Below are 25742 nucleotides of genomic sequence, written 5' to 3'. Positions count from 1 at the left end.
TCAGAACAACTCGTTGCCGCGGCGTCGGAACCAACCAGTCAAGGACAAGCGCTCACGCGTCGCCGGCAGCACTTCATGGGGAATGTCCCCCGAGAGAAACACCACCAGGCAGCCACCGGTGGGCACTACATCGTGCTCACTTTCGCCCAGGTACATGCGCAACTGACCGCCGTGTTCCGGCAGCCACGCGTCATTGAGATAGAGCACCGCCGAGACCATGCGCCGGTCATCGTCACGGAAGCGGTCGACGTGCTTGAGGTAGAACGCGCCGGGCGGGTACAGGGCGAAGTGGCTCTCGAAATCCTCCAGGCCCAGGAACAGGCCGCGGTTCAAGGCCTCGCGCAGGCTGTCCATCAACCCCAGGTAACGGTCGCAGGCGTCAACCTGGCCGGGCTCGATCCACTGGATGTGATCGCCACGGATCCCTTCGCGAATTTCCGAAAACGGCCCGCGTCCAACGGCGGCCGGGGCCAGTTCACCTTCAGCGGCGCGCTGGCGGCACTCGGCCGCCAAGGCGCGCGTCAGCGCATCCGGCAGGAAGATGTTCTGCTGCGACCAGCCGCGCTCGGCCAGGTCGTCGACGATACGTAACAGCAACGGATGATCAGAAGGTATTTGCATGGCGCGCATAGTATTCCTGTGCCTGCAAAACCGACAGCGCCGCGCAGCGGGTTCGCTGCGCCAGGTGGCACCGCCGTACGAACTTGATACGAATTCTCGACAAGTTCCCGCACCCCACGGAGAATAGTCGGCTGCTGACAGGAGTCCCTATGCGCCGTTTGCTTTTCTCACTGTTGATGTTCTGCGTATTGCCCGCCTGGGCAGACAGCTACGACCAGTTGTATAAGGTCGCCGGCTGGCCGGAACAACGGGCGCATTTCAATGACGCCTTGAATGCCGCGCAGCAGCGCTATCAGAACAGCCTGCCGCCAGCGGTATTCCAGGCGTTGGTGAACAACAGCAACCAACGGTTCGCGCCCCAGGCCATGGACCAGCGGGCCGAGGCCCAGCTGCGCAAGAACCTTGCCGACCCGGACCCGGCCCTGACCTTTTTCCAATCGCCCCTGGGCCGCAAAGTCGTCGCGGCCGAACTGCTCGCCACCCGCCGCGACCAATTGGCGAAGAACGCCAAGGGCCTGCCTAAGATGCAGGCCAGCGATAACCGCCTGCTGATCATCGGCCATCTGGCCCAGGCCCTGCCCGCCCGTGAAGCCGGCGCCGAAGTCAGCCTGGCGATCGCCGGCGTGGCGGCCGACAGCCTGAGTTCGATGATTCCAGGCTTGCTGGGCGGCGGGCAGGCTCAAGGCATGTTGAACGGCCAGCGCCAGCGCCTGATGGACCAGATCGGTGCGGACCTGAACAACACGTTGCTGTACGTCTACCGTGACCTGACCGACACCGAGCTGGAAGAATTCGCCACCTTCGCCGAGTCGGCCGAGGGGCAGGCCTATTACCAGGCGGCGCTGGCGGCGATTCGGGCGGGGTTGGCGGTGGGGCAGAACTTAGGACAGTAGGGATTCAACATCGCTATCGCGAGCAGGCTCGCTCCCACAGGGACTGATTGCACAGACCCATCGTGGGAGCGAGCCTGCTCGCGAACGCGATAGATCGATCACCGCCGGACCCGACTCATCCGCCTGCTCAAGAACTCAAACATTTCCTGACGCATCGCCAACCTCTCATTCGCCAGGTGATGCCGCCCCTGCGGCAACATCAGAACCTGCGGCCGGTCGAATTTGGCCTGCAACACTTGCAAGTTGTGTCGCCAATCCACCGTCATGTCCGCCTGCCCCTGGACGATCAACGGCTGGCGCGGGCTGCTCGGCGCCGCCTCTATGCGCTTGATCCACTGCGCGAGCGCCCCGACCCACGCGGTGGGCAGGCGCAGCGGTTGCAGCGGGTCGGCCTGCAGGAACGGAAGGAAATCCGGGTCGGTGGAATTCTCGGTGAACCGCCGGGCAATGCCGGTCACGAACGGCTTGAGCAGGTAATAACTGAGGCGCGACCAGCCCCAGGCGCGAGGCCGGACCAGGGGCGACAACAGGATGACCTGGCCCTGGGCCGGGCTGTTTGCGCCCTGGTTGAGGACATGGTCGACCACAATTGCCCCGCCGGTGCTTTGTCCGCACAGGTGCCAGGGTTGCGGCAAGCCAAGGCTCTCCCCTTCTGCCAGCAAACCTTGCAATGTCGCCTGGTAGTCGGCGAAATCGCCGATGCTGGCGCGCTCGCCACTGGACAATCCATGGCCCGGCAAGTCGCAGCTGATCACCACGAACCGCTGCTCCAGCGCCCAGTCGATCAAGTGCCGGTAAAGGCCCATGTGGTCGTAATAGCCATGGAAAAGGAACAGGGTCGCCACGGCTTTTTCCGGCCACCAGACCTGGCCGACCAGCTCATACCCCGCAACGTCGAAACGACCCAGGCCGCTGCGCAGCGTGCGTGCCGGGAAATCCAGTCCATAGAATTGCTGGTAGGCCTGCGCTTGCGCAGACAGCGGCTGCCACTGCGCCAAAGGTTGCAGGCTGGCGCGCAGATGATCAGGGTCAAAAGAAGCGGGCATTGGTATTCCAGGCAGGAGCGCATCGCGCGAAACAGGCTTTGTAAGCCTGTGATATTCATCTGTCGCGTCGGGCATGGCAAGCTACGCGGCTCCAGAGGATCGACTCCATGCGCCCGTCCCACCGCACGACCTTGCTTGCCAGCCTGCTCGCCCTCGCGTGCGCCGTCGTGCTGTGGCTCGCCTACGACTGGTTCCAGGGCCGATTCCTGAGGACGTTCAGCCAACACACGGCAGTATTTTCCGGCGACCCCCTGCGCCTGCCGCCCGACCTGGCCGGCCCCGGCGCAATCCGCCTGGTGCATTTCTGGGATCCGGCCTGCCCGTGCAACGTTGGCAATCAGCAGCACCTCTCCGAGCTGGTCGAGAAATACACCCCCCTTGGCGTGGCGTTCTACGCAGTACAAAAAACCGGCAGCCAGGGCCGCCTGCCTGCCACGCTGAATAGCCTCAAGGCACTGCCGGCGCTTCCCGGTTCGGAACAGATTCCTGCCAGCCCCGCCGTGGCGATCTGGGACCGCCACGGCAAACTGGCGTATTTCGGCCCGTACAGCGAAGGCTTGACCTGCAATTCGAGCAACAGCTTTATCGAACCGATTCTCGAAGCGTTGAGTACCGGCCGGCAAGTCGACGCAACCCACACCATGGCGGTGGGTTGTTATTGTCCGTGGGCCCAGGACACATCCAGCAAACAGTAGGGCCGAAGATATCCCTCCGAGGAACGATGCACCGGGAAGCGGTCACGTGTTAAACAGGCGATCCACAGCGAGATCGTGGGACCGCTGCCACTCGAATAAGGAATGACCATGAAACGGACCCTCGTCGCCTTCCTGTCACTGGTCGTCACCGCCGTTATCGTCGCGGGCGGCTACCTCTACAGCAAGCAGCCCACCCGCCAGGGCACGGTGCAGTTGCAAGGGCTGCAAGGCTCGGTGACGGTGCGCTACGACGAACGCGGCGTGCCGCATATCCGCGCCGAGAACGAAACCGACCTGTACCGTGCCCTCGGTTACGTCCACGCCCAGGATCGGCTGTTCCAGATGGAGATCATGCGGCGCCTCGCCCGGGGCGAGTTGGCCGAGATCCTCGGGCCCAAGTTGCTCGACACCGACAAGCTGATGCGCAGCCTGCGCATTCGCGAGCGCGCCGCCAGCTACGTCGCCGAGCAGGATCGACAGTCGCCGGCCTGGATCGCTACGCAAGCGTACCTGGACGGCATCAACGCCTATCAGCAAACCCACACGCGGCCGCTGGAGTTCGATGTGCTGGGCATTCCCAAGCGTCCCTTTACCGCTGAAGACACCGCCAGCATCGTCGGCTACATGGCCTACAGCTTCGCCGCGGCCTTTCGCACCGAACCCTTGTTGAGCTATGTGCGCGACGAACTCGGTGCCGAGTATCTGAAGATTTTCGACCTCGACTGGCAGCCCCAGGGCGTCCTGCCTCAGGATCCGGCAGGCGGCACGACACTGTCCGCCACTGACTGGAAAGACCTCAACGCCCTCGCCCGCCTGAGTGAGCAGGCCTTGGCCGACCATGGCCTGCCGCAGTTCGAAGGCAGCAACGCCTGGGCGGTCTCGGGCAACCGCACCCACAGCGGCAAGCCTTTGCTGGCGGGCGATCCGCATATCCGCTTTTCCACGCCGTCGGTGTGGTACGAAGCCCACCTGTCGGCGCCAGGTTTCGAACTCTACGGCCAGTATCAGGCCCTCATGCCGTTCGCCTCCCTGGGCATGAACAAGGATTTCGGCTGGAGCATCACCATGTTCCAGAACGACGACCTGGACCTGATCGCCGAGAAGATCAACCCGGACAACCCCGAACAGGTCTGGTATCGCGGCCAGTGGGTGGACATGACCCGCAGCGAACAGCAGATCGCCGTCAAAGGCCAGGCCCCGGTAACGCTGGTGTTGCGCCAGTCGCCCCACGGCCCGATCGTCAACGATGCCCTCGGCGCCAATGCGGGCAAGACGCCAATCGCCATGTGGTGGGGGTTCCTGGAAAGCCGCAATCCGATCCTCGAGGCGTTCTACCAGCTCAACCGCGCCGACACCTTAGTGAAGGCCCGCGGTGCGTCGGCCAATATCCATGCGCCGGGGCTAAACGTGGTCTGGGCCAATGCCAAGGGCGACATCGGCTGGTGGGCCGCAGCGCAATTGCCCAAGCGGCCGGCTGGCGTGAAACCCGGCTTCATTCTCGACGGCACCAGCGCCGAAGCGGAAAAAGACGGTTTCTACCCTTTCAGCAGCAATCCCCAGGAAGAGAACCCGGCCCGGGGCTACATCCTCTCAGCGAATTTCCAGCCGGTGGCGGCCAGCGGGATCGAGATCCCTGGCTACTACAACCTCGCCGACCGGGGTCAGCAACTCGACCGACAACTGAGCGACAAACAGGCCAAATGGGACATCCAGACCACCCAGAAACTGCAACTGGGCACCACCACCGCCTATGGCCCGCGGCTGATTGCACCTTTGTTGCCGATCCTGCGCGAAGCGGTCAGCGACCCGCAGGAGCGCAAGTGGGTGGAACAACTGGCTGAGTGGAAGGGCGACTACCCGCTGGACTCCATCAGCGCCACGTTGTTCAACCAGTTCCTGTATGACCTGGCCAACACCGCCCTGCGGGACGAACTGGGCGACGGATTCTTCGAAACCGCGCTATCGACCCGTGTCATCGACGCCGCGCTGCCACGCCTGGCCGCCGAGAAAGACTCTCCGTGGTGGGACGACCGATCGACGCTGGGCACCGAAACCCGCGCCGACACGGTGATCAAAGCCTGGGACAAAGCCCTGGCGCACTTGAGGGCGACGCTGGGGGCCGACCCCGCCCAATGGCGGTGGGGTCAGGCACACACCCTGACCCACGGGCATCCCCTGGGCCAGCAAAAGCCACTGGACCGGGTCTTCAACGTTGGACCGTTCGCCGCACCCGGCACCCATGAAGTGCCGAACAATCTCTCGGCCAAGATCGGACCGGCGCCCTGGCCCGTGACCTATGGCCCTTCCACTCGGCGCATCATTGACTTCGCCGACCCGGCCCACAGCGTCACCATCAACCCTGTCGGCCAGAGCGGCGTACCATTCGACAAGCACTATGAGGACCAGGCCGACGCCTATATCGAAGGGCTGTATCACCAGGCGCACCTGGCCGAGGAAGAAGTCACCGCCAACACCCACGGCACACTGAAACTGCTGCCCGCCAGGGCCGAGCCCTGACCATGGCATCGGAATGTTTCTGACGATCGACAGGCTTGGACATCAATGATCGTCAGGACTGCAAAAGCCCAACCCGTTTATCACAATGGAGTCGATGCAATGTTCAATAACTGGTCCGAACTGCTGCCCACCATCAAGAGCGCCTTTGGCGCCCTGGGCAAAAGCAATCCGAAAATGGTCAAGGCCTACATGGCCCTGGATGAGGCTGCCGCCGAGAACAACGTGCTCGACGCCAAGACCCGTGAACTGATCTCCATCGCCGTGGCGATCACCACCCGATGTGACGGCTGCATCGGCGTACACACCGACGCCGCGATCAAGGCCGGCGCGACCCGCGAAGAAATCGCCGCCACCCTGGCAACGGCGGTCTCGCTGAATGCCGGAGCGGCTTATATCTATTCCCTGCGGGCGTTGGAGGCCCATGACGCACTGAAAAAATGAGCTTAAAGCAACGCGGCAAAATTCAACCTGAACTGTTGCGGCGTCACGCCCAACCGCCGATTGAAGACGCTGCGCATGTGTTGGGCATCGCGAAAGCCGCATTGGTAACCGACGGTCTTGAGCGGTGCCCGAGTGCTTTCCAGCATCACGCGCGCCGCGTCTACCCGGGCCTGTTCGACGAACTCGGCTGGCGTGACCTTCGCCTCCCGGGCGAACACGCGGGAGAAATTGCGTGGGCTCATGTTCGCCGCGCTGGCGAGGTTGGCGATGCCCAGATCACCGTTGAGATTCGCCAGCACGTACGCCTGGACCTGGGCCACGGTGGAGGTCGGCTCGGCATGGGGCGCGAGAAACGGACTGAACTGTGATTGACCGCCTGAACGCTGGGTGAACACCACCAGCCGCTTGGCGACATTCAGTGCCACCTCCGGCCCATGGTCCTGAGCCAGCAGAAACAACGACAGGTCGATTCCCGCCGTAACGCCCGCCGAGGTATACAGCTCGCCGTCCTGCACGTACAGCCGATCGGCTTCGATCCGGGTCGAGGGGCACAGCTGCGCCAGCGCCGAAGCATCGCCCCAATGGGTGGTGACGGTCCGCCCCTGGAGCAATCCCGCCCGAGCGAGCATGAACGCGCCATTGCAGATCGAACCGAAGCGCCGGGCCCGGGCGCAGGCTTCGCGCAGCCAGGCATTGAACGCTGGGCCAACGTCCATGAACGGCAATTGCGGCCCGCCCGCGACCAGCAGCGGGTCGTACGGCCCTGACGCTTCGCTGAAATGGCGGTGGGGATTGAGGGACATGCCGTTGGAGCAAGACGTCGCACCGCGCTCGACGCCGATCACTTCCAGCCGATAGTGATCCTGCGCGGCGAGAAAGCGATTGGCTTCGCAGAACACATCCAGGGGGCCGCTGACATCCAGGGACTGGACGCCCGTGAACACCACGATGGCGACGGTTTTTTCCATGGTGCTCACTTACCTGTCCGGGTTGACCACAGAACCCTAGCCAATCCGGCGTGCAGAAGCCAGATGGCATGAAACCCAAGTTCATTGGCCGTAATCGCAGCCATGGCGCGATTGCTGCGCCGTATCCCGGCGAACAGACTGAACCCTCAGCGCCGCCACGGCGCACCGTCAAGAGGAGAGCAGCATGACCCGCATCGCCGGCATCCAGATTCCCGACAGCGCCCTCGCCCGGGCCACCACCGAATACATCCGCGACATTGAATCGGACCTGCTGTATCACCATTCCCGCCGGGTGTTCCTGTTCGGCGCCTTGAGCGGCCAGCGCCAGCAGTTGGCTTACGATCCGCAGCTGCTCTACGTCGGCGCGATGTTCCACGACCTCGGGTTGGTGGAAGGCTACCGCAGCGACGATGAGCGCTTCGAAGTGGACGGCGCGAATGCCGCCGCGGCCTTCCTCAAACCCTACGGGTTGAGCGATGACGACATCGAGCAAGTGTGGCTGTCGATCGCGCTGCACACCACGCCCGGCGTGCCGAAGCACCTGCGCCCCAACGTCGCCCTGGTGACCGCTGGCGTGGAAATGGACGTGCTGGGCATGGATTACGCCGCGTTCCCCGCCGCACAGCGCGACGCCGTGGTGCATGCGCATCCCCGGGGAGAAGGCTTCAAGGAGTGCATCATCTGCGCCTTCGCCGACGGCTTGCGGCATCGTCCACATACCACCTTCGGCAATGTGAAAACCGATGTGCTGAGGGATCAGGAGCCGGGGTTCAAGCCGATGAACTTCGTTGAAGTGATCCGCAGCTCGCCCTGGAATTCATAGCCAGCACACCCCACCGCTATCGCGAGCAGGCTCGCTCCCACAAGGGGATCTGCAGTGAGCCACGGATTTGCAGGCAAAAAAACACCAGTGGGAGCGAGCTCGCTCCCACATTTTGGTCCCAGAGTCGGTTAGGCCGAAGCGGTTTCCGCCCGGCGTACTTCCGGTTGCTTCCAGGAATCGGCGGCGCTTTCCTCGATCGCTTGCTGGATCGCCCGCTTGCGGTTTTCTTCGGCACGGCGGCTGAAGTACCAGACCAGGAAGGTCACCAGGGACACCGCCAGCAGGATCAGGCTCGCCACGGCGTTGATTTCCGGTTTCACCCCCAGGCGCACCGCCGAGAAGACTTCCATCGGCAAGGTGGTCGAGCCAGGGCCGGAGACGAAGCTTGCCAGCACCAGGTCGTCGAGGGACAGCGCGAACGACATCATGCCGCCCGCCGCCAGCGACGGCGCGATCATTGGAATGGTGATCAGGAAGAACACCTTCCATGGCCGCGCGCCGAGGTCCATGGCCGCCTCTTCGATGGACAGGTCCAGCTCACGCAAGCGCGCCGAGACCACCACCGCCACGTAGGCCGCGCAGAACGTCGTGTGGGCGATCCAGATCGTGACGATGCCACGTTCCTGAGGCCAGCCGATCATTTGCGCCATGGCCACGAACAACAGCAACAGCGACAGGCCGGTGATCACTTCCGGCATCACCAATGGCGCGGTGACCAGGCCGCCGAACAGCGTCCGACCCTTGAAGTGGGTGATGCGGGTCAGCACGAAGGCCGCCAGCGTGCCCAGGGCCACCGCGGCAATCGCCGTGTAGCAGGCGATTTCCAACGAGCGCATCACCGAGCCCATCAGCTGGCTGTTGTCCAGCAGGCCGACGTACCACTTGACTGACCAACCGCCCCACACCGTCACCAGTTTGGAGGCGTTGAACGAGTAGATCACCAGAATCAGCATCGGCGCGTAGATGAACAACAGACCCAGCACCAGCATCAGGCTTGAAAAACTGAAGCGCTTCATTACTTGCCCTCCATTTCTTTGGCCTGACTGCGGTTGAACAGGATGATGGGCACGATCAGGATCGCCAGCATCACCACCGCCAAGGCGGATGCCACCGGCCAGTCTCGATTATTGAAGAATTCCTGCCACAGCACTTTGCCGATCATCAGCGTTTCCGGGCCGCCCAGCAGTTCCGGAATCACGAACTCGCCCACCACCGGGATGAACACCAGCATGCAGCCGGCGATGATGCCGTTCTTGGACAGCGGCACGGTGATCTTCCAGAAGCTGTTGAAGGTGCTCGAACCCAGGTCCGACGCGGCTTCCAGCAGGCTGGCATCATGCTTCACCAGGTTGGCGTAGAGCGGCAGGATCATGAACGGCAGGTAGGAATAGACCACGCCGATATAGACCGCCAGGTTGGTGTTGAGAATTTGCAGGGGTTCGCTGATCCAACCCATGCTCATCAGAAAGCCGTTAAGCAAGCCGTTGTTGCTGAGGATACCCATCCACGCGTAGACGCGAATCAGGATCGCGGTCCAGGTCGGCATCATGATCAGCAGCACCAGCACCGTCTGCATCTCTTTGCGGGCGTTGGCGATGCCATAGGCCATGGGGTAGCCGATCAGCAGGCACAACGTGGTGCTGATCAGCGCCATCTTCAGCGAGCCGAGATAGGCGGAGATGTACAGCTCATCCTCGCTGAGCATCACATAGTTGCCAAGGTTGAGCAGCACCTGCAGCTTCTGGTCGATGTAGCTGTAGATTTCGGTGTAAGGCGGGATCGCCACGTCGGCTTCGGCGAAACTGATCTTCAGGACGATGAAGAACGGCAGCATGAAGAACAGGAACAGCCAGATGAAGGGCACCCCGATGACCATCTGACGGCCACCGGGCGTTATTCGGGCGAGACGGCGTTTGAACTTGCGCATGTTCATGAGCGAAGCACCACGCCGCTGTCGTCTTCCCACCAGACGAATACCTGGTCGCCCCAGGTCGGACGCTGGCCTCGGCGTTCGGCGTTGGCGACGAACGACTGCACCAGCTTGCCACTCGGCAGCTCGACGTAAAACACCGAGTGGCCGCCCAGGTAGGCGATGTCATGGACCTTGCCACTGGACCAGTTGTGCTCGCAGGTTGGCTGCTCGGGCGTGACCAAGAGTTTTTCCGGGCGGATGGCGTAGGTGACGGACTTGTCCTGCACCGAGGTGCTGATGCCGTGGCCGACGTAAATGTTGCGGTCCAGGTCCTTGCACGTCAGCACCGCGTGGCCCTCGGCGTCGTCCACCACTTCGGTCTCGAAGATGTTGACGTTGCCGATGAATTCACAGACCAGGCGGCTGGTCGGGGTCTCGTAGATATCGATCGGGCTGCCGATCTGGGCGATCCATCCCAGGTGCATGATCGCAATGCGCTCGGCCATCGTCATGGCCTCTTCCTGGTCGTGAGTCACCATCACGCAAGTCACGCCGACCCGCTCGATGATCTCCACCAGCTCAAGTTGCATCTGCGAGCGCAGCTTCTTGTCCAGAGCGCCCATTGGCTCGTCGAGCAGCAAGAGTTTGGGCCGCTTGGCCAGGGATCGGGCCAGGGCCACGCGCTGGCGCTGGCCACCAGAGAGTTGGTGCGGCTTGCGCTTGGCGTACTGGCTCATCTGCACCAGCTTGAGCATTTCAGCCACGCGGGCGTCGATCTCGGCTTTCGGGATCTTGTCCTGTTGCAGGCCGAAAGCAATGTTCTGTGCCACGGTCATGTGGGGGAACAAGGCGTAGGACTGGAACATCATGTTGATCGGCCGCTCGTAGGGCGGCAGGTCGGTGATGTCCACGCCATCGAGGAAAATCCGCCCCTCCGTGGGCCGCTCGAAGCCTGCCAGCATGCGCAGCAAAGTGGATTTGCCCGATCCCGAACCGCCGAGCAAGGCAAAGATCTCGCCTTTCTTGATTTCCAGGGACACGTCGTCCACGGCAATCGTCTCGTCGAACTTCTTCGTGACCCGGTCGATCTTGACCAGCACCTGCTTGGGTGTCTGGTCGCCCTCGAGGGCTTTCTTATAGGCGCCGGAGGCAACTGCCATTTACGAAACTCCCACAAAATTTGCAGCTCGCCCAAGACGGGCGAACCTTGGAAAAGTTAGAGCGCTTGACGCTATTTACCCGACTTGACCTTGGTCCAGCTGCGGGTCATGAGTCGTTGGATCTTGGGCGGCAACTCGGAGTTGACGTAGAGCTTGTCGACAACCTCCTGCGGGGGATAAACCGCTTCGTCGGTGCGCACTTCCTGGTCCATCAGTTCGCCAGCCTTGGGGTTCGGGTTGGCATAACCGACGTAGTCGCTCACCTGGGCGATGACCTCAGGCTTGAGCAGATAGTTGATGAACGCGTGGGCCTCCTTGACGTTGGCGGCGTCGCGTGGGATTGCCAGCATGTCGAACCAGAGGTTGCCGCCTTCCTTGGGAATCACGTAGGCGATTTCGACGCCCTTGCCGGCCTCGCTGGCACGTTCACGGGCCTGGAAAATATCGCCGGAGAATCCGGCAGCCACGCAGATGTTGCCGTTGGCCAGGTCCGAGATGTACTTGGAGGAGTTGAAGTAGGTCACGTAAGGCCGGATCTTGAGGAGCTGGGCCTCGGCCTTCTTGTAGTCTTCGGGGTTCTGGCTGTTGGGGTCCAGGCCCAGGTAGTTGAGCATCGCCGGGATCATCTCGTCGCCCGAGTCGAGGAACGAAACGCCGCAGCTGGACAGCTTCTTGATGTTTTCCGGTTCAAACAGCATGGCCCACGAGTCGATTTTTTCGACACCCAGTACCGCCTTGATCTTCTCGACGTTATAGCCGATGCCGTTGGTGCCCCACAGGTAAGGCACGGCGTATTGATTGCCCGAGTCGTTTTTTTCCAGACGCTTGAGCAGCGAAGGATCGAGGTTGGCGTAGTTCGGCAGCTGCGATTTGTCGAGCTTCTGGAACGCCCCGGCCTTGATCTGCTTGCCCAGGAAATGGTTGGACGGCACGACCACGTCGTAACCGGTGCGACCGGCCAGCAACTTGCCTTCCAGGGTTTCGTTGGAATCGAACACATCGTAGACCGGCTTGATCCCAGTGGCTTTCTCGAAGTCCGCCAGGGTGGATTCGCCGATGTAGTCCGACCAGTTATAAATATGCACGGTGGAAGCCGCTTGGGCACTGACAGCGAGTGTCAGGCCAGCACCGACCAGCAAGGCGTTGCGCAACAAAGAAAAGACAGGCACGTGGAGGTCCTCTTAAATAGTTGGGCCCAAGTTGCCCCCGTTACCGGGCAACGATATGCCCTGCAACAAAACCGGCGCGCAACTTACCCTCGATAAACCGATCCAGCAAAACTTTTAGTTATTTAATTGCTCCTGTTGCCGCCCTCCCGGGGACGGCGACAACCGGAGCGTGCTTCAAGCCGGCTTATTTGCCGGATTTGATCTTGGTCCAGCTGCGGGTCAGGATCCGCTGGGTCGCCGACGGCAGGTCGGCGATGGCGTACAGCTTGGCCTTCACTTCGTCCGATGGGTAGATGCTCGGGTCACCGGAGATTTCCTTGTCCACCAGCGCGGTGGCGGCCTTGTTGCCGTTAGGGAAACGCACGTTGTCGGTGATCTCAGCCATGATTTCCGGCTGCATGATGAAGTTCATCCACTTGTAGGCGGCTTCGACGTTTTCGGCATCTTTTGGAATGGCGACCATGTCGTAGAACGAACCGGCACCTTCCTTCGGAATGGTGTAGGCCACTTTCACCTTGCCGCCAGCTTCAGCCGCACGGCTCTTGGATTGCTCGATATCACCCGAGTAACCCACGGCCACGCAGATATTGCCGTTGGCCAGGTCCGAAATGTACTTGGAAGAGTGGAAGTAACCGATCGATGGGCGCAGCTTGAGGAACAGTGCTTCGGCTTCGGCCAGTTGCTTCTTGTCCTGGCTGTCGGTCGGGTAGCCGAGGTAATGCAGAGCCACGGGAATCATTTCGGTTGGCGAATCGAGGAAGCTCACGCCGCAGCTCTTGAGCTTGGCAATGTTCTCGGGCTTGAGCAGCACGTCCCAGGAGTCGATCTTGTCGACGCCCAACGCGGCCTTGACCTTCTCGGGGTTGTACCCGATGCCGATGGTGCCCCACATGTACGGAAACGCGTGCTTGTTGCCCTGGTCGCTGGCATCGCCGACGGCCTTGAGCAGGTCGGGGTCCAGGTTCTTCCAATTCGGCAGCTTGGACTTGTCCAGCTCCTGGTAGACGCCGGCCTTGATCTGCTTGGCGAGGAAGTTGTTCGACGGCACCACGACGTCATAGCCGGATTTGCCGGCCAGCAACTTGGCTTCCAGCGTCTCGTTACTGTCGAATACGTCGTAGACGACCTTGATCCCCGTTTCCTTCTCGAACTTGGCGACCGTGTCCGGCGCGATGTAGTCGGACCAGTTATAGACGTGCAGCACCTTGTCGTCCGCCTGGACGGCGCCCGCCATCACGCCCATCAGGGACATGGCGAGGAGGGTCTTGCCAGCTAACTTCATACCTAATGTCTTCATGCCTAATGCCTTCATGAAAAGTGCTCCAGTTATTCTTCTTGGCCACGGTTGCGTAGCCGGCTCTCTGGCAACTTGAACAGCGGGGGTAGTCTGGCAAGTTACAGGGCAAGCTTTCAACAAAAGCCCAGCCTTTTGTTCACGCTGGGCGAGGCCCATGCCGGCACCTCGCTCAGAGCCTAGCACTTAGCCCTGCAACGCACTGAGCGTCAGGTCCAGGCATTGCCGCGCCTTGGCCACCAGTTCGTCGATCTCGGCCTTGCTGATCACCAGCGGTGGCGCAATGATCATGGTGTCGCCCACGGCGCGCATGATCAGCCCATTATCGAAGCAGAACTGCCGGCAGATCATGCCCACGCCCTTGCCTTCGTAACGCTTGCGCGTGGCCTTGTCCTGGACCAGCTCGATGGCCCCCAGCAAACCGACGCCGCGCACTTCACCCACCAGCGGATGATCGTTCAGTTCCCGCAGACGTTGCTGCAAATAGGGTGCCGTCTCGCCGTGGACACGCTCGATGATTTTCTCGTCGCGCAGGATCCTGATATTTTCCAGGGCCACTGCCGCAGCCACCGGATGGCCGGAGTAGGTGAATCCGTGGTTGAAATCGCCGCCTTCGTTGAGCACCGCAACCACGTCGTCGCGCACGATCAGGCCACCCATGGGGATGTAGCCGGAGGTCAGGCCCTTGGCGATGGTCATCATGTGTGGTTTCAACCCGTAATGGTCGGTACCGAACCACTCGCCGGTGCGCCCGAAACCACAGATGACCTCGTCGGCCACGAAGAGGATGTCGTACTTGGCGAGGATTTCCTTCATGCGCGGCCAGTAGCTGTCCGGCGGCACGATCACGCCACCGGCGCCCTGGATCGGCTCGGCGATGAACGCACCGACGTTATCCACGCCGATCTCGAGGATTTTTTCTTCCAGCTGATTGGCCGCCCAGATGCCGAACTCTTCAGGGCTCATGTCGCCGCCTTCACCGAACCAGTACGGTTGGGCGATGTGGACGATGCCCGGGATCGGCAGGTCGCCTTGCTCGTGCATGTAAGTCATGCCGCCCAGGCTCGCGCCGGCCACGGTCGAACCGTGATAACCGTTCTTGCGACTGATGATGACTTTCTTGCTCGGCTGGCCCTTGATCGCCCAGTAGTGGCGGACCATGCGCAACATGGTGTCGTTGCCTTCGGAGCCAGAGCCGGTGAAGAACACGTGGTTCATGCCTTGCGGCGCGATATCGGCGATGGCCTTGGACAATTCCAGCACGGGCGGGTGAGCGGTCTGGAAGAAGAGGTTGTAGTACGGCAGCTCACGCATCTGTTGGCTGGCGGCGTCCGCCAGTTCATCGCGACCGTAACCAACGGCCACACACCAGAGGCCGGCCATGCCGTCGAGAATCTTGTTGCCTTCACTGTCCCAGAGGTACACGCCCTTGGCGTGGGTGATGATGCGCGGGCCTTTCTCTTTCAGTTGCTTGAAGTCGCTGAACGGTGCCAGGTGATGATCGCTGCTAAGAGCCTGCCATTCGCGAGTTTGCGGGTTGTTGCGGGTCATGCGAATTCTCCTTTATTCCATGAGGGCGGGGCCTATGGCAGCCCCGCCCGGCGCATCAGACGGCAAAGAGCAGGAATTCCCGCTCCCACGAACTGATGACGCGCTTGAAGTTTTCATGCTCGGCCCGTTTGACCGCGACGTAGCCCGTGATGAATTTCTTGCCCAGGTACTTCTCGATGGTGGTGCTGTTCTCCATGCGTTCCAGGGCGTCTTCGATGGTCAGCGGCAGGCGCAGGTTGCGGCGCTCATACCCTCGACCCACCACCGGCGCGCTCGGGTTGATGCCTTCGACCATGCCGATGTAGCCGCACAGCAGGCTGGCGGCAATCGCCAGGTACGGGTTGGCGTCGGCGCCCGGCAGGCGGTTTTCCACCCGACGGTTCTGCGGCCCGGCATCCGGCACCCGCAGGCCCACGGTGCGGTTCTCTTCGCCCCACTCCACGTTCACCGGCGCCGAGGTGTCGGGCAGGAAGCGGCGGAACGAGTTGACGTTGGGTGCAAACAGCGGCAACAGCTCAGGGATGAATTTCTGCAGGCCACCGATGTGGTGCAGGAACAGATCGCTCATGGTCCCGTCTTCATTGGAGAAGACGTTCTTGCCTGTTTCCTTGTCGATAATGCTCTGGTGCAGGTGCATGGCGCTGCCCGGCTCGCCGGTCATGGGCTTGGCCATGAACGTGGCGGCCACGTCGTGCTTGAGCGCGGCCTCGCGCATGGTGCGTTTGAACACCAGGATCTGGTCGGCCAGGGACAGCGCATCGCCGTGACGGAAATTGATTTCCATCTGCGCGGTGCCGTCCTCGTGGATCAGTGTGTCGAGGTCCAGCTCCTGCAATTCGCACCAGTCATAGACGTCTTCGAACAGCGGGTCGAATTCGTTGGCCGCTTCGATCGAGAACGACTGGCGACCGGTTTCCGGCCGACCGGAGCGGCCGATCGGTGGTTGCAGCGGAAAGTCCGGGTCGTCGCTGCGCTTGGTCAGGTAGAACTCCATCTCCGGCGCGACAATCGGCTGCCAGCCCTTGTCCGCGTAGAGCTTGAGCACCTTCTTCAATACGTTGCGGGGCGACAGCTCGATGGGGTTGCCCTGCTTGTCGTAGGAGTCATGGATCACTTGAGCGGTGGGCTCGATGGCCCAGGGCACCAGGAAGACTGCGTTTTCGTCCGGGCGGCACATCATGTCGATGTCGGCAGGGTCGAGCAGTTCGTAATAGATGTCGTCTTCGACATAGTCGCCCGTTACGGTCTGGAGCAGGACGCTCTCGGGCAGGCGCATGCCTTTTTCGGCAATGAACTTGTTGGTCGGCGAAATCTTGCCCCGGGTGATGCCGGTCAGGTCGCCAATCATGCATTCGACTTCTGTGATCTTGTGGTCTTTCAACCAATCGGTGAGCTGGTCGAGGTTGTTACTCATAAATGCCTCTAGGCGTGAGTTTCCTGGCTGCTATTAGTAGTCAGGCGTTGTTTGACGCATCGGCGTCGCGTTGTGTTGCCCTTGCTCGGCAGGCATCGCCAAATGCCTGGAAAATCGCAAGATAGTTCGGATTAGAGCCTACCGCCCATTCCGGGTGCCATTGCACACCTAAAGCAAAAGCCTTGCCTTGTACAACCGAGACGGCTTCGATCAGGCCATCCGGCGCCAGCGCTTCAACCCGCAGCCCCGGTGCCAGGCGCTCGATGCCCTGGCTGTGAATCGAGTTGACCTCAATGTTCGGCGGCAGGCCCAGGGCCGCGAGGACCCCGCCTGGCTGGACATGCACGGCATGGGCCGGGCCGTATTGAATGTCCACCGGCTGGGTGTCGTCTTCACGATGATCGATGAAGGTTCCGACTTCATGAACTTTCTGATGCAGGCTACCGCCAAAGGCTACGTTCATCTCCTGGAAACCCCGACAGATGCCCAGCACCGGAACGCCCGCATCGACGGCAGCGCGTATCAGTGGAAGGGTAATGGCATCCCGTGCAGGATCATGGGCAGTGCCTGGCGCGCTGGCCGGGCCTTGATAGTGAAAAGGTTCTACATTGGAAGGAGAGCCGGTAAAAAGAATACCGTCCAGGGCGTCCAGAATATCGGACGGTGCGAACAGATCCGCCAGGGAGGGAATCAGCACTGGCAAACCCTTGGCGGCTGTTGCGACAGCCCGGGCATATTTGTCGCCAGTGGTGTGATACGCATGCAAACCGATCTGCCTGGAGCAGGTGGTGACGCCGATTAACGGCAGGCGAGACATGAAGCACCCCGGTATTATTGCTGTTATGGGTTTGAATCGAGCTTAGCCTTGTTCATTTTTTTACACAACACCCCCGTAAAAAATACAACACGGCACGCTCAAGCCTGCGGGCGCGAAGGCCCTCAAAGGAAAAAAAACGGCCCAAACTGCCTCAAAAATGCCCCTCGGGTGCTTTTTTAGGGCACAAAAGGCCCAGCTTGACTTCGGCATGCCGTTCGGGTTGACTGGCTTTCGAAGAGATCAATGATTGATATTTTTAACAACAAAGGTGTTGCATCATGTCGGTACCCCCGCGTGCCGTTCAGCTTAACGAAGCGAACGCGTTCCTTAAGGAACATCCTGAGGTTCTGTACGTTGACCTTCTGATTGCGGATATGAATGGTGTGGTGCGCGGCAAGCGCATCGAACGCACCAGCCTCCACAAGGTTTACGAGAAAGGCATCAACCTGCCGGCCTCTCTATTTGCCCTGGATATCAACGGCTCGACGGTGGAAAGCACCGGCCTGGGCCTGGACATCGGCGATGCGGACCGCATCTGCTATCCCATCCCCGGCACCCTGAGCAATGAACCCTGGCAGAAGCGCCCGACCGCGCAACTGCTGATGACCATGCACGAACTCGAAGGCGACCCGTTCTTCGCCGACCCTCGGGAAGTCTTGCGCCAGGTCGTGACCAAGTTCGACGAATTGGGCCTGACCATTTGCGCGGCATTCGAGCTGGAGTTCTACCTGATCGACCAGGAGAACGTGAACGGCCGTCCGCAACCACCCCGCTCACCGATCTCCGGCAAACGCCCGCATTCGACCCAGGTCTACCTGATCGATGACCTGGACGAATACGTCGATTGCCTCCAGGACATCCTCGAAGGGGCCAAGGAGCAAGGCATTCCCGCCGACGCCATCGTCAAGGAAAGCGCCCCGGCGCAGTTCGAAGTGAACCTGCACCACGTGGCCGACCCGATCAAGGCCTGCGACTACGCGGTACTGCTCAAGCGCCTGATCAAGAACATTGCCTACGACCATGAAATGGACACCACCTTCATGGCCAAGCCGTATCCGGGCCAGGCGGGCAACGGCCTGCATGTCCACATCTCGATCCTGGACAAAGACGGCAAGAATATCTTTGCCAGCGAGGATCCCGAGCAGAACGCCGCGCTGCGTCACGCGATCGGCGGTGTGCTCGAGACCCTGCCCGCGCAGATGGCTTTCCTCTGCCCGAACGTCAACTCCTATCGTCGTTTCGGCGCGCAGTTCTACGTGCCGAACTCGCCGTCCTGGGGCCTGGACAACCGCACCGTGGCCTTGCGCGTGCCGACCGGCTCAGCCGATGCCGTGCGCCTGGAACACCGGGTTGCCGGCGCCGACGCCAACCCGTACCTGCTGATGGCCTCCGTGCTGGCGGGCGTTCACCACGGCCTGGTCAACAAGATCGAGCCCGGCGCGCCGGTCGAAGGCAACAGCTACGAGCAGAACGAGCAAAGCCTGCCGAACAACCTGCGCGATGCCTTGCGCGAACTGGACGACAGCGAAGTCATGGCCAAGTACATCGACCCGAAATACATCGATATCTTCGTGGCCTGCAAGGAAAGTGAGCTGGAAGAGTTCGAACATTCCATCTCCGACCTTGAATACAACTGGTACCTGCATACCGTGTAAGCGGTTGCGGTAAAAAAGAAACGCCGCAGGCCTTATGGCCTGCGGCGTTTTTTTATGTCTGGGCGGGTGGCCGCCTTCGGCCGATCGCGAGCAAGCTCGCTCCCACAGGGATTTTCAGCGCACATGATTCAAGGGGCACCGCACACTCAATGTGGGGGCGAGCTTGCTCGCGATGACGGCCCGGCAGACAACACAAGACCCGACTCGTACAATGCCCGGCAGCCCCGCAGGAGACATTCATGACGCGCATCGCCACCCCTCGCAAACCTCGCGCCCGCAGCCAGGCCCGGATCGACTCGATCCTCGATGCCGCCCGTACGCTGCTTGCCGCCGAAGGCGTGGCCAGCCTGTCGATCTACAGCGTCGCCGAACGCGCGGGGATCCCGCCCTCCTCCGTCTACCACTTCTTTGCCAGCGTCCCGGCACTGCTCGAAGCCCTGACCGCCGACGTTCACGCCGCCTTTCGCGCCTGCCTGCAAGCACCGATCGACCATGGCGCGCTGAACCATTGGCACGACCTGTCGCGGCTGGTGGAACAACGGATGCTGGTGATCTACAGCGAGGACGCCGCCGCTCGGCAACTGATCCTGGCCCAGCATGGCCTCACCGAAGTCACCCAGGCTGACCGCCAGCACGACCTGGAACTGGGCGCGTTGATGCACACCGTGTTCGCCCGGCATTTCGAGCTGCCGACGCTCCCCTCCGACGTCGACGTATTCGCCCTGGCCATGGAACTGGGCGACCGCGTCTACGCCCGCTCGGTCCAGCAACACGGCCAGATCACTCCGCGAATGGCTGAAGAAGGGATGCGTGTGTTTGACGCGTACCTGGGGCTGTATCTGCCACCGTATCTGCCCAAGCGCCCTGATTGATCGTGCCCACGCTCCGCGTGGGAACGATAAGCCCCGAAGGGCTCACGCCGTCCGGGGCCCGGGGTAAAACACGGATCACAACTTGGCGATCGACACCTCGGTGGATTTGACGAAGGCAATCACTTCGCTGCCGATCGCCAACTCCAACTCCTTGACCGAACGCGTGGTGATGACCGACGTGACGATGCCCGAAGCGGTCTGCACATCGATTTCCGACAGCACGTCGCCTTCGACGATTTCCTTGATGGTGCCTTTGAACTGGTTGCGTACGTTGATGGCTTTGATGGTCATGGTGTCGATTCCTGTCTGGATGAAGTTATTGCGCCCAACGCAACTGCGTGGGCAAGGGTGAAACGGGTTCGGGTTCCGGCGGTTGGCCGGGCAAGGACAGCACACGGTTGAGAACTTCGGTTTCCAGGCTCGCCAGGCGATGCGAGCCGCGAGCACGGGGGCGTGGCAGGTCGATGGCCAGGTCGAGACCGATCTGGCCGTCCTCGATCAGGATGACCCGATCGGCAATCGCCACTGCTTCGCTGACGTCATGGGTCACCAGCAGCACGGTAAAGCCGTGTTGCTGCCACAGACGCTCGATCAGTTGCTGCATTTCTATCCGGGTCAAGGCATCGAGCGCGCCCAAGGGCTCGTCCAGCAACAACAGGCGCGGTTGATGGATCAGCGCGCGAGCCAACGCCACCCGTTGCTTCTGGCCGCCGGACAACGCCGCCGGCCATTCATGGGCACGATCCGCCAGGCCTACGGCATCGAGCGCCTGCAAGGCTTGTGGCCGCCAGTTGCCCTTCAGGCCAAGGCCGACGTTGTCGATGATCTTCTTCCAAGGCAGCAGACGCGCTTCCTGGAACATCAGCCGAGTGTCTTCTCGCGCGGCGCTCAGCGCTGCCGAGCCGGCCAGCAACTGGCCGCCCGAGGGCTGATCCAACCCGGCCAACAAACGCAGCAAGGTGCTTTTACCGCAGCCACTGCGCCCCACTACCGCGACGAACTGCCCAGCCGGGATATGCAGGTCGATGTCACGCAATACCTGTCGCGAGCCAAACGTCTTCTGAAGATTGCGCACCGCCAGCGGAATGCCTCGCAGCAGGCGCGGTGGTTGTTGGGCGGTCATGCGACACCTCCCTTGTTCACTTGGTAGGCCGGATGCCAGCGCAGCCAGACCCGTTCAAGCCCACGGGCGGCGAGGTCAGCCAGCTTGCCAAGCACGGCGTACAGAAGAATCGCCAGCACCACCACATCGGTTTGCAAGAATTCCCGGGCATTCATCGCCAGGTAACCGATGCCGGAACTGGCCGAGATGGTTTCCGCCACGATCAGCGTCAACCACATGAAGCCCAGGGCAAAACGCACACCCACGAGGATCGAAGGCAAGGCACCCGGCAGGATCACCTGGCGAAACAGGCTGAAACCGGACAAGCCGTAGCTGCGGGACATTTCCACCAGCGCCGGGTCGACGTTACGGATCCCGTGGTAAGTGTTGAGGTAGATGGGAAACAGCGTGCCCAGCGCCACCAGGAAAATCTTCGCCGACTCGTCGATGCCGAACCACAGGATCACCAGCGGAATCAATGCCAGGTGCGGCACGTTCCGCACCATCTGCACAGAGCTGTCCAGCAGCCGCTCGCCCCACTTCGACAGGCCGGTGATAAAGCCCAGCGCGAGGCCGATACCGCCGCCGATCAGGAAGCCGACCGCCGCGCGCCAACCGCTGATGGCCAGGTGAGTCCAGATCTCGCCGCTGCGCACCAGGCTCACGCCAGCCTCGATCACTGCCACTGGCGCCGGCAGGATCCGCGTGGAGAGCCAGCCGGCCGATACCGACAATTGCCACACCGCCAATAACAGCAGCGGCACCGCCCACGGCGCCAGGTTGTGGATAACTTTCTTCATGGCCGCCTCAACTCTGGGACGCGGCTTTGGGCAGAATGTCGTTGGCGACCATCTCACCGAACGGGCTCACGTAGCCCTGGCTTTTCGGCAATTGCGGGCGTTCCACGTCCAGGTGCGGAAACAGCAGCTCCGCCACCCGATACGACTCTTCCAGGTGTGGATAACCCGAGAAGATGAACGTGTCGATGCCCAAGTCGGCGTACTCCTTCACCCGCGCGGCCACGGTCGGGCCATCGCCCACCAGCGCCGTCCCGGCACCGCCGCGAACCAGGCCGACACCGGCCCACAGATTGGGGCTCACCTCCAGTTTGTCGCGGCGACCGCCGTGCAGCGCGGCCATCCGCTGCTGACCCACCGAGTCGAAGCGCGCGAGGGAGGCCTGGGCGCGAGCGATGGTTTCGTCGTCCAAATGGGAGATCAAGCGGTCGGCCGCTTGCCAGGCCTCGGCGTTGGTTTCCCGTACGATCACATGCAGGCGAATGCCGAAGCGCACAGTGCGTCCTTGCTTTGCGGCCTTGGCCCGCACCTGTTGGATTTTTTCGGCGACGGCTGCGGGCGGTTCGCCCCAGGTCAGCACCATTTCCACCTGCTCGGCGGCCAGGTCCTGGGCAGCTTCCGACGAGCCACCGAAGTACAGCGGCGGGCGCGGTTGCTGGATCGGCGGATAGAGCAGCTTGGCGCCCTTCACGCTGATGTGTTCGCCGTCGTAATCCACGGTCTCGCCTTCCAGCACCCGGCGCCAGATCCGGGTGAATTCCACCGAGGCCTGGTAGCGCTGTTCGTGATCGAGGAACAGCCCGTCGCCGGCCAGCTCGTCCGGGTCGCCGCCAGTGACCAGGTTGAACAGCGCGCGTCCTCCCGAGAGTCGATCCAACGTCGCGGCCTGACGCGCCGCCACCGTCGGGGAAATGATCCCGGGCCGCAGGGCTACCAGGAATTTCAAGCGCTGGGTCACCGGAATCAGGGAAGCGGCCACCAGCCAGGAGTCTTCGCAGGAACGCCCGGTAGGAATCAGCACGCCGCCGAAACCCAGTCGATCGGCCGCCTGGGCAATTTGTTGCAAGTAACCATGATCGACGGCGCGGGCGCCTTCAGCGGTGCCAAGGTAATGGCCGTCGCCGTGGGTGGGCAGGAACCAGAAAATATTAAGGCTCATGGAGTGGTCTCCTAAGGGATCGAATTACTGCGCGTTCGCAACGGCCGCCGGCGGCGTCCAGATCACGTCCTTGATGCTCAAGGGCTTGGGAATCAATTTGAGCTGGTAGAAGCTGTCGGCGATTTTCTGCTGCGCCGCGACGACTTTCGGCGTCAGGAACAACGCCCCGTAGCCTTGCCGCTTGACCGAGGTAAGCGTGATATCGGCAGGCAAGCCGAGCAGCGGCGAGACCTGCCGCGTCACGTCTTCAGGATTGGCCCTGGACCACTCCCCTACCGCCCGCACCTCTTCACCAGGGCCGTAATCACCTGGGGATTTTTCTGCGCATAGGGTTTGGTGGCGAGGTAGAACTGGTGGTTGTCGACGATGCCTTTGCCGTCACGCAGGGTGCGCGCCTGCAATTGCTGCTCAGCGGCGGCCTGGTACGGATCCCAGATCACCCAGGCGTCCACGCTGCCTCGTTCGAACGCCGCGCGGGCATCCGCCGGTGGCAGGAAAACCGTCTGGACGTCGGTGTATTGCAGGCCCGCATCTTCCAGCGCCCGTACCAGCAGGTAATGGACGTTGGAGCCTTTGTTCAGCGCGATTTTCTTGCCCTTGAGATCCTGCACCGATTGGATCGGCGAGCCCTTCGGCACCAGGATCGCTTCACTGTTGGGCGCCGGCGGTTCATAGGCCACATAGAGCAGGTCCGCGCCGGCTGCCTGGGCAAACACCGGCGGGGTTTCGCCGGTCACGCCAAAATCGATGGAGCCGACGTTCAAGCCTTCAAGCAGTTGCGGGCCGCCAGGAAACTCGGTCCATTGCACGTCCACGCCTTGGGCGGCGAGGCGTTTTTCCAGGGTGCCCTTTGCCTTGAGCAGCACCAGGGTGCCGTACTTTTGATAACCGATCCGCAAGGTTTCGGCTTGAGCCTGGGTGATGACGCCGAAGGACACAGCCGCAGCAAACAGAGCGACCAGCCCGCGACGCAAAATGACAGTGCGCATGGCGCCTCTCCTTTTTGCTATGGGGTTTTGGCTGCACCTGCTGGGCCGTTGGCGGCTGAGTAAGGTGGAGTTGAATCAGGGATGTAGCGCGTCAAATGCTCCAGCGAGCACTCAACAGACGTTCGTTCAGTACGCTGGGATCCAACGGTTTGGGCCGACGGGCCATGGCGCTGTAGAACTGCTCCAGCGCTTCATCCAGGCGCTGTTGCAAGGCAGGCGTCAACCGCGCTTGAGCGCTGCCTTCGCCGTAGGCTATCTGGTTGTCTTCAGCGAAGATCCCATGGAGCATCTCCTGGGCCTTGAGCGCCGACAGTACCGGCTTGAGGGCATAATCCACCGCCAGCATGTGGGCGATGCTGCCACCTGTCGCCATGGGCAACACCACCTTGTGGGCCAGAGCCCGTTCCGGCAGCAGATCAAGGACGGTCTTCAACGCACCGGAAAAAGACGCCTTGTATACCGGCGTGGCGATCAACAGGCCATCGGCGTTTTCGATCTGTGCCAGCAGGTCTACCACCTTGGGACTGTCGAAGCGGGCATGGAGCAGATCCTCGGCCGGGAAGTCCCGTACCTGATAACTCACCACTTCCACACCTTGATGTTGCAACCAACGTTGCGAGCGCTCCAACAGCACACCTGAACGTGAGCGCTGGCTGGGACTGCCGCCGAGCGAGACAACCAACATGCCAACTATTCCTTAAGAGTCGTGCGCGATTCGCGGTGGGCGATCTCGCTGTATGGACCAAACCATAACAGCGCTTTGATATATCTTTAAATCATATTTGTTCATTTACTTATTCTTTACGGAGATATACGTTCTGCTTTTTTCGGCACAATAAAAAAGGCCGTCGAAACGGCCAAACCCTTTGGTAAATCCATTCCTGTGGGAGCGAGCCTGCTCGCGAAGACGGCGTACCAGTCAATATAAATGCATCTGACAGACCGCTTTCGCGAGCAGGCTCGCTCCCACAGGTTCTGCGTCAACGATTAGGTTGAGGCGTGAGGCGCAGATAGGGCTTCACGGCACGGTAGCCCTTGGGGAAGCGCTGCTTGAGTTCTTCTTCATCCTTGAGCGACGGCACGATCACCACTTCATCACCGTCCTGCCAATTGGCGGGCGTGGCGACTTTGTAGTTGTCGGTCAGTTGCAGGGAATCGATGACCCGGAGGATTTCATTGAAGTTGCGTCCGGTGCTGGCCGGGTAGGTGATGGTCAGACGAACTTTTTTGTTCGGGTCGATCACGAACAATGAGCGCACGGTCAAGGTATCGCTGGCGTTGGGATGGATCAGGTCGTACAGGTCGGACACCTTGCGGTCGGCATCGGCCAGGATCGGGAAATTGACCACGGCGTTCTGGGTTTCGTTGATGTCGTCGATCCACTTGTGGTGCGAGTCCACCGGGTCCACCGACAGGGCGATGGCCTTGACGCCGCGTTTGGCGAACTCGTCCTTGAGCTTGGCAGTGAGACCCAACTCGGTGGTGCACACCGGGGTGAAGTCCGCCGGATGGGAGAACAACACGCCCCAGCTGTCGCCGAGCCATTCGTGGAAGCGAATCTTGCCGGCGCTGGAATCCTGTTCGAAATCGGGGGCGATGTCGCCGAGTCTGAGGCTCATGATGCGGCTCCTGAATGTTTTTGGAGCCCAACTGTGCACCGCTTTTCGTTGCTTTAAAAAGAATGAATACCCATTTATCTAGATCATTAAGAAATATAAAAAACTGTTCACTGGTGCCGCAGCGCATAGCGGCCCAAATCATTCCCGAGGTTTCGAGAAGGCCTCGAGTTGCTGAAAAGAGGGGAAGGTTCGGGAAAGGCTACAGGGGTGGGCCGGACCCGAAACGCA

At 61.4% G+C, this 25742-nt stretch carries 24 protein-coding genes and 1 pseudogene; 7 read left to right on the top strand and 18 right to left on the bottom strand.

Features of this window, described 5'->3' with window-relative positions:
- Complete coding sequence (locus tag J3P92_RS01800) at window positions 1-630, bottom strand: 2OG-Fe(II) oxygenase (protein WP_420765069.1); 630 nt, start codon at window positions 628-630, stop codon at window positions 1-3.
- Window positions 631-770: 140 nt separating this feature from the next.
- Here J3P92_RS01800 and J3P92_RS01795 point away from each other — a divergent pair, with 140 nt between their 5' ends.
- The gene (locus J3P92_RS01795) at window positions 771-1514 is read left to right on the top strand and encodes a DUF2059 domain-containing protein (protein WP_434608990.1); all 744 of its coding nucleotides are present in this window, start codon (window positions 771-773) and stop codon (window positions 1512-1514) included.
- A gap of 98 nt (window positions 1515-1612) precedes the next feature.
- Here the strand turns inward: J3P92_RS01795 and J3P92_RS01790 are convergent, their stop codons facing one another.
- Window positions 1613-2560, bottom strand: a complete 948-nt coding sequence (locus J3P92_RS01790; protein ID WP_420765071.1) for an alpha/beta hydrolase — start codon at window positions 2558-2560, stop codon at window positions 1613-1615.
- 107 nt (window positions 2561-2667) lie between these two features.
- Between J3P92_RS01790 and J3P92_RS01785 the strand changes: the two genes are divergently transcribed.
- The 3 genes from J3P92_RS01785 (at window position 2668) to J3P92_RS01775 (ending at window position 6213) form a co-directional block, all read left to right on the top strand.
- Window positions 2668-3255, top strand: a complete 588-nt coding sequence (locus tag J3P92_RS01785) for a DUF6436 domain-containing protein (protein ID WP_434561747.1) — start codon at window positions 2668-2670, stop codon at window positions 3253-3255.
- 108 nt (window positions 3256-3363) lie between these two features.
- Window positions 3364-5772 carry a penicillin acylase family protein gene (locus tag J3P92_RS01780; protein WP_434649732.1) on the top strand — a complete coding sequence of 803 codons (2409 nt, stop codon included), beginning with the start codon at window positions 3364-3366 and terminating at the stop codon, window positions 5770-5772.
- Between the two features lie 99 nt (window positions 5773-5871).
- Window positions 5872-6213, top strand: a complete 342-nt coding sequence (locus J3P92_RS01775) for a carboxymuconolactone decarboxylase family protein (protein WP_014340738.1) — start codon at window positions 5872-5874, stop codon at window positions 6211-6213.
- Between the two features lie 2 nt (window positions 6214-6215).
- On the opposite strand, the gene J3P92_RS01770 is transcribed toward J3P92_RS01775, so the two are convergent.
- Window positions 6216-7181, bottom strand: coding sequence for a GlxA family transcriptional regulator (locus tag J3P92_RS01770; protein ID WP_434651076.1), 966 nt, complete (start codon window positions 7179-7181; stop codon window positions 6216-6218).
- Window positions 7182-7365: 184 nt separating this feature from the next.
- Here J3P92_RS01770 and J3P92_RS01765 point away from each other — a divergent pair, with 184 nt between their 5' ends.
- Entirely contained in the window at window positions 7366-8004 is a 639-nt protein-coding gene (locus J3P92_RS01765) for an HD domain-containing protein (RefSeq protein ID WP_434561743.1), read from the top strand.
- A gap of 128 nt (window positions 8005-8132) precedes the next feature.
- Here J3P92_RS01765 and J3P92_RS01760 read toward each other — a convergent pair whose 3' ends face one another.
- The 8 genes from J3P92_RS01760 to J3P92_RS01725 form a co-directional block, all read right to left on the bottom strand.
- A complete protein-coding gene (locus J3P92_RS01760; RefSeq protein WP_420765075.1) occupies window positions 8133-9020 on the bottom strand; it encodes an ABC transporter permease subunit in 888 nt (295 codons plus the stop codon).
- Window positions 9020-9937, bottom strand: coding sequence for an ABC transporter permease subunit (locus tag J3P92_RS01755; RefSeq protein WP_420765076.1), 918 nt, complete (start codon window positions 9935-9937; stop codon window positions 9020-9022). The genes J3P92_RS01760 and J3P92_RS01755 overlap by 1 nt, the downstream gene beginning before the upstream one ends.
- Window positions 9934-11076: an ABC transporter ATP-binding protein gene (locus tag J3P92_RS01750; RefSeq protein WP_420765077.1), complete on the bottom strand. Its 1143-nt coding sequence runs from the start codon at window positions 11074-11076 to the stop codon at window positions 9934-9936. The genes J3P92_RS01755 and J3P92_RS01750 overlap by 4 nt, the downstream gene beginning before the upstream one ends.
- Window positions 11077-11147: 71 nt before the next feature.
- Window positions 11148-12245: a polyamine ABC transporter substrate-binding protein gene (locus tag J3P92_RS01745; protein ID WP_434561741.1), complete on the bottom strand. Its 1098-nt coding sequence runs from the start codon at window positions 12243-12245 to the stop codon at window positions 11148-11150.
- A 184-nt stretch (window positions 12246-12429) separates the two neighbouring features.
- A complete protein-coding gene (locus J3P92_RS01740) occupies window positions 12430-13527 on the bottom strand; it encodes a polyamine ABC transporter substrate-binding protein (protein ID WP_420765174.1) in 1098 nt (365 codons plus the stop codon).
- Between the two features lie 198 nt (window positions 13528-13725).
- Window positions 13726-15090 carry an aspartate aminotransferase family protein gene (locus tag J3P92_RS01735; protein WP_434649730.1) on the bottom strand — a complete coding sequence of 455 codons (1365 nt, stop codon included), beginning with the start codon at window positions 15088-15090 and terminating at the stop codon, window positions 13726-13728.
- Window positions 15091-15145: 55 nt separating this feature from the next.
- Window positions 15146-16504 (bottom strand): glutamine synthetase family protein, encoded by a 1359-nt coding sequence (locus J3P92_RS01730; protein ID WP_030138097.1) that lies wholly within the window; start codon window positions 16502-16504, stop codon window positions 15146-15148.
- Between the two features lie 40 nt (window positions 16505-16544).
- A complete protein-coding gene (locus J3P92_RS01725; protein ID WP_434608980.1) occupies window positions 16545-17321 on the bottom strand; it encodes a gamma-glutamyl-gamma-aminobutyrate hydrolase family protein in 777 nt (258 codons plus the stop codon).
- Window positions 17322-17599: 278 nt separating this feature from the next.
- Here J3P92_RS01725 and J3P92_RS01720 point away from each other — a divergent pair, with 278 nt between their 5' ends.
- Together J3P92_RS01720 and J3P92_RS01715 are read left to right on the top strand one after the other, a co-directional pair.
- The gene (locus tag J3P92_RS01720) at window positions 17600-18976 is read left to right on the top strand and encodes a glutamine synthetase family protein (protein ID WP_420765081.1); all 1377 of its coding nucleotides are present in this window, start codon (window positions 17600-17602) and stop codon (window positions 18974-18976) included.
- 239 nt (window positions 18977-19215) lie between these two features.
- On the top strand, window positions 19216-19848 hold the full coding sequence (locus tag J3P92_RS01715) for a TetR/AcrR family transcriptional regulator (protein ID WP_434561735.1): 633 nt from the start codon (window positions 19216-19218) through the stop codon (window positions 19846-19848).
- A 75-nt stretch (window positions 19849-19923) separates the two neighbouring features.
- Here the strand turns inward: J3P92_RS01715 and J3P92_RS01710 are convergent, their stop codons facing one another.
- The 7 genes and pseudogenes from J3P92_RS01710 to J3P92_RS01680 all read right to left on the bottom strand — a co-directional run bounded on the left by J3P92_RS01710 (window position 19924) and on the right by J3P92_RS01680 (window position 25514).
- Window positions 19924-20139 (bottom strand): TOBE domain-containing protein, encoded by a 216-nt coding sequence (locus J3P92_RS01710; RefSeq protein WP_003177394.1) that lies wholly within the window; start codon window positions 20137-20139, stop codon window positions 19924-19926.
- Between the two features lie 25 nt (window positions 20140-20164).
- A complete protein-coding gene (gene ssuB, locus J3P92_RS01705; RefSeq protein ID WP_434561733.1) occupies window positions 20165-20971 on the bottom strand; it encodes an aliphatic sulfonates ABC transporter ATP-binding protein in 807 nt (268 codons plus the stop codon).
- A complete protein-coding gene (gene ssuC, locus J3P92_RS01700) occupies window positions 20968-21750 on the bottom strand; it encodes an aliphatic sulfonate ABC transporter permease SsuC (protein WP_420765084.1) in 783 nt (260 codons plus the stop codon). The genes ssuB and ssuC overlap by 4 nt, the downstream gene beginning before the upstream one ends.
- A 7-nt stretch (window positions 21751-21757) precedes the next feature.
- Window positions 21758-22906 (bottom strand): FMNH2-dependent alkanesulfonate monooxygenase, encoded by a 1149-nt coding sequence (gene ssuD / locus J3P92_RS01695; protein WP_420765085.1) that lies wholly within the window; start codon window positions 22904-22906, stop codon window positions 21758-21760.
- A gap of 24 nt (window positions 22907-22930) precedes the next feature.
- A pseudogene (locus J3P92_RS01690) lies at window positions 22931-23895 on the bottom strand (sulfonate ABC transporter substrate-binding protein).
- A 91-nt stretch (window positions 23896-23986) separates the two neighbouring features.
- Window positions 23987-24580: an NADPH-dependent FMN reductase gene (gene ssuE, locus J3P92_RS01685; RefSeq protein ID WP_434561727.1), complete on the bottom strand. Its 594-nt coding sequence runs from the start codon at window positions 24578-24580 to the stop codon at window positions 23987-23989.
- A 295-nt stretch (window positions 24581-24875) separates the two neighbouring features.
- Complete coding sequence (locus J3P92_RS01680) at window positions 24876-25514, bottom strand: peroxiredoxin (protein WP_434649728.1); 639 nt, start codon at window positions 25512-25514, stop codon at window positions 24876-24878.
- Window positions 25515-25742: the final 228 nt, after the last annotated feature.

The sequence above is a fragment of the Pseudomonas sp. D3-27 genome (assembly GCF_051132165.1).
Taxonomy (GTDB): domain Bacteria; phylum Pseudomonadota; class Gammaproteobacteria; order Pseudomonadales; family Pseudomonadaceae; genus Aquipseudomonas.
This window is presented reverse-complemented; position numbering and strand designations above follow the sequence as displayed.

What these genes read in the sequence shown, in the direction of transcription:
- J3P92_RS01765 (WP_434561743.1), top strand. Translation starts at nt 7,366, where the DNA reads ATGACCCGCATCGCCGGCATCCAGATTCCCGACAGCGCCCTCGCCCGG.
- J3P92_RS01795 (WP_434608990.1), top strand. Translation starts at nt 771, where the DNA reads ATGCGCCGTTTGCTTTTCTCACTGTTGATGTTCTGCGTATTGCCCGCC.
- ssuB (WP_434561733.1), bottom strand. Translation starts at nt 20,971, where the DNA reads ATGACCGCCCAACAACCACCGCGCCTGCTGCGAGGCATTCCGCTGGCG.
- ssuD (WP_420765085.1), bottom strand. Translation starts at nt 22,906, where the DNA reads ATGAGCCTTAATATTTTCTGGTTCCTGCCCACCCACGGCGACGGCCAT.
- J3P92_RS01755 (WP_420765076.1), bottom strand. Translation starts at nt 9,937, where the DNA reads ATGAACATGCGCAAGTTCAAACGCCGTCTCGCCCGAATAACGCCCGGT.
- J3P92_RS01785 (WP_434561747.1), top strand. Translation starts at nt 2,668, where the DNA reads ATGCGCCCGTCCCACCGCACGACCTTGCTTGCCAGCCTGCTCGCCCTC.
- J3P92_RS01800 (WP_420765069.1), bottom strand. Translation starts at nt 630, where the DNA reads ATGCGCGCCATGCAAATACCTTCTGATCATCCGTTGCTGTTACGTATC.
- ssuC (WP_420765084.1), bottom strand. Translation starts at nt 21,750, where the DNA reads ATGAAGAAAGTTATCCACAACCTGGCGCCGTGGGCGGTGCCGCTGCTG.
- J3P92_RS01715 (WP_434561735.1), top strand. Translation starts at nt 19,216, where the DNA reads ATGACGCGCATCGCCACCCCTCGCAAACCTCGCGCCCGCAGCCAGGCC.
- J3P92_RS01750 (WP_420765077.1), bottom strand. Translation starts at nt 11,076, where the DNA reads ATGGCAGTTGCCTCCGGCGCCTATAAGAAAGCCCTCGAGGGCGACCAG.
- J3P92_RS01735 (WP_434649730.1), bottom strand. Translation starts at nt 15,090, where the DNA reads ATGACCCGCAACAACCCGCAAACTCGCGAATGGCAGGCTCTTAGCAGC.
- J3P92_RS01710 (WP_003177394.1), bottom strand. Translation starts at nt 20,139, where the DNA reads ATGACCATCAAAGCCATCAACGTACGCAACCAGTTCAAAGGCACCATC.
- J3P92_RS01790 (WP_420765071.1), bottom strand. Translation starts at nt 2,560, where the DNA reads ATGCCCGCTTCTTTTGACCCTGATCATCTGCGCGCCAGCCTGCAACCT.
- J3P92_RS01680 (WP_434649728.1), bottom strand. Translation starts at nt 25,514, where the DNA reads ATGAGCCTCAGACTCGGCGACATCGCCCCCGATTTCGAACAGGATTCC.
- J3P92_RS01720 (WP_420765081.1), top strand. Translation starts at nt 17,600, where the DNA reads ATGTCGGTACCCCCGCGTGCCGTTCAGCTTAACGAAGCGAACGCGTTC.
- J3P92_RS01760 (WP_420765075.1), bottom strand. Translation starts at nt 9,020, where the DNA reads ATGAAGCGCTTCAGTTTTTCAAGCCTGATGCTGGTGCTGGGTCTGTTG.
- ssuE (WP_434561727.1), bottom strand. Translation starts at nt 24,580, where the DNA reads ATGTTGGTTGTCTCGCTCGGCGGCAGTCCCAGCCAGCGCTCACGTTCA.
- J3P92_RS01775 (WP_014340738.1), top strand. Translation starts at nt 5,872, where the DNA reads ATGTTCAATAACTGGTCCGAACTGCTGCCCACCATCAAGAGCGCCTTT.
- J3P92_RS01770 (WP_434651076.1), bottom strand. Translation starts at nt 7,181, where the DNA reads ATGGAAAAAACCGTCGCCATCGTGGTGTTCACGGGCGTCCAGTCCCTG.
- J3P92_RS01740 (WP_420765174.1), bottom strand. Translation starts at nt 13,527, where the DNA reads ATGAAGTTAGCTGGCAAGACCCTCCTCGCCATGTCCCTGATGGGCGTG.
- J3P92_RS01780 (WP_434649732.1), top strand. Translation starts at nt 3,364, where the DNA reads ATGAAACGGACCCTCGTCGCCTTCCTGTCACTGGTCGTCACCGCCGTT.
- J3P92_RS01725 (WP_434608980.1), bottom strand. Translation starts at nt 17,321, where the DNA reads ATGTCTCGCCTGCCGTTAATCGGCGTCACCACCTGCTCCAGGCAGATC.
- J3P92_RS01730 (WP_030138097.1), bottom strand. Translation starts at nt 16,504, where the DNA reads ATGAGTAACAACCTCGACCAGCTCACCGATTGGTTGAAAGACCACAAG.